We start from the raw sequence: 1,617 nt of genomic DNA, 5'->3' as shown, positions 1-1,617 counted from the left end.
CAGGCTACATGCCTAGCGTACGCTCAATTTTGCTTCAAAACTCGAAAAATCATCTCAAAATACCGTGCCTTAACTGTTTGTATTTAAATTAGAAGTCAAATTTTTAAATTTTAGTTGCCAAAACCCGCATCTTGAAAATGTTAAATTTGACCGTAAAAAGCAAAAGTATGAAATATAAATGCAATCCACTTGAGAAAGGGTATAAATGAAAAAATTATTTCTAATCGGCGTTGTGTTTTTCGCCATTGTCGTATCGGCTAGCGAGCCCAAAAAAGGCGAACTAAGCCCCGAAAAAGAGGCGTTTTTAAACGCTAGATACGAGGAGCTCAAAAAATCCTGCGCCCAAAAGGACGCGAGAGCCTGCAAGCGCGTGATCTTGTTTTATCAAAAACAGGCCAAAAAGCAAAACGAAAAAGACATCCGCGAGGCGATGCAAATTTTACTCGGCGCGTGCAAGGAGGGCAAATTTGACGCGTGCGCGGCGGCGGGCGAAATGTACATAAATAACAAAGACTTCATCGCCGCCAGAGAGATTTTGAGCCCGGCTTGCGATAGCGGCTATCAGGATGCTTGCGTGCAGTACGGCAAGAGCCTTGAGGCTGACGGCGCGCCCGGCAAGGATGAAAAACGCGCAAAAAAGCTATACGAAACCGCGTGCGAAAAGGGCTCGGCGCTAGGATGCGAGCATCTAGGGTTAGCGATCGGCAGCAGCGCGCCGGAACAGGCGGTCGGCTATATGCGCAAGGCGTGCGAGATGGACGCTTGGCGATGTTTTAGATTCGGCACGATGGCGATGCCTTACGGGGCAGAGGAAGCTATAAAAGCGCTTGTTAGAAGCTGCCACGAAACGGATATGCTCGCTGGCTGCATCATGCTGGCTAAATATCACGAAAAAGAGCTACGCGAGATCTCCGGCGAGGCTGAGGTGAAGCGGCTGCATGCGCGGCTTTGCGAGCTGGTGCCGTACGGAGAGCACTGCCAAAAAGCGCGGTAAATTTAGCTAAATTTGCGGTTTTGGGTTTGAGACATAGTGGCCCGGCGAGGCGAGGGTAAATTTGAAGTCAAATTTAAAAGCGCCCGTCAAGACGGCCTAAAAATTTAACAAAAACCAGGTCAAAGGAGCAAAAATGGCTATCATCAAAGTCGATCTACAAAAATCATATCGTATCTTAAACCCGGGCGCGACCACGCTCGTATCGGCCAAATACGATGGCGACGTCAATGCGATGGCGATAACGTGGGCGCAGGCGCTTGATTATGACAAGGTTACCATCGTGCCGCACAACGGCTCGTACACGAGGACGCTCATCGAAAAGAGCGGGTATTTCGCCGTGCAGATCCCCACGGCAGCGCAGGCGGAGCTGGTTAGCGAGCTGGGCGCCGAGAACAACTCGCGCTTTGATAACGCGGACAAGATGAAAAACGTGGAAATTTTTTATAAAGAGGAGTTCGATGTGCCGCTGATCGCGGGCTGCGCCGCATGGCTCGTTTGCAAGCGTATCCCTGAGCCTCACAACGAGCAGAGCTATGATCTTTTTATCGGCGATGTCGTCGCGGCATACGCGGACGAGCGGATCTTTGACGGCGGACACTGGCTGTTTGAAAAGATCCCCGACG

The 1,617-nt window shown here is 50.4% G+C and carries 2 protein-coding genes; both read left to right on the top strand.

The features are described from left to right. Positions 1 to 205 precede the first annotated feature (205 nt). On the top strand, positions 206 to 994 hold the full coding sequence (locus Q0338_RS05705) for a hypothetical protein (RefSeq protein WP_298085915.1): 789 nt from the start codon (positions 206 to 208) through the stop codon (positions 992 to 994). 133 nt (positions 995 to 1,127) lie between these two features. After that, on the top strand, positions 1,128 to 1,617 hold a 490-nt coding region (locus Q0338_RS05700; protein ID WP_298085914.1), incomplete at its 3' end, for a flavin reductase family protein.

Source organism: uncultured Campylobacter sp., from assembly GCF_938018145.1.
Taxonomy (GTDB): domain Bacteria; phylum Campylobacterota; class Campylobacteria; order Campylobacterales; family Campylobacteraceae; genus Campylobacter_A.
Note: the sequence above shows the minus strand (reverse complement) of the source record. Positions and strands in the feature narration are given on the sequence as shown.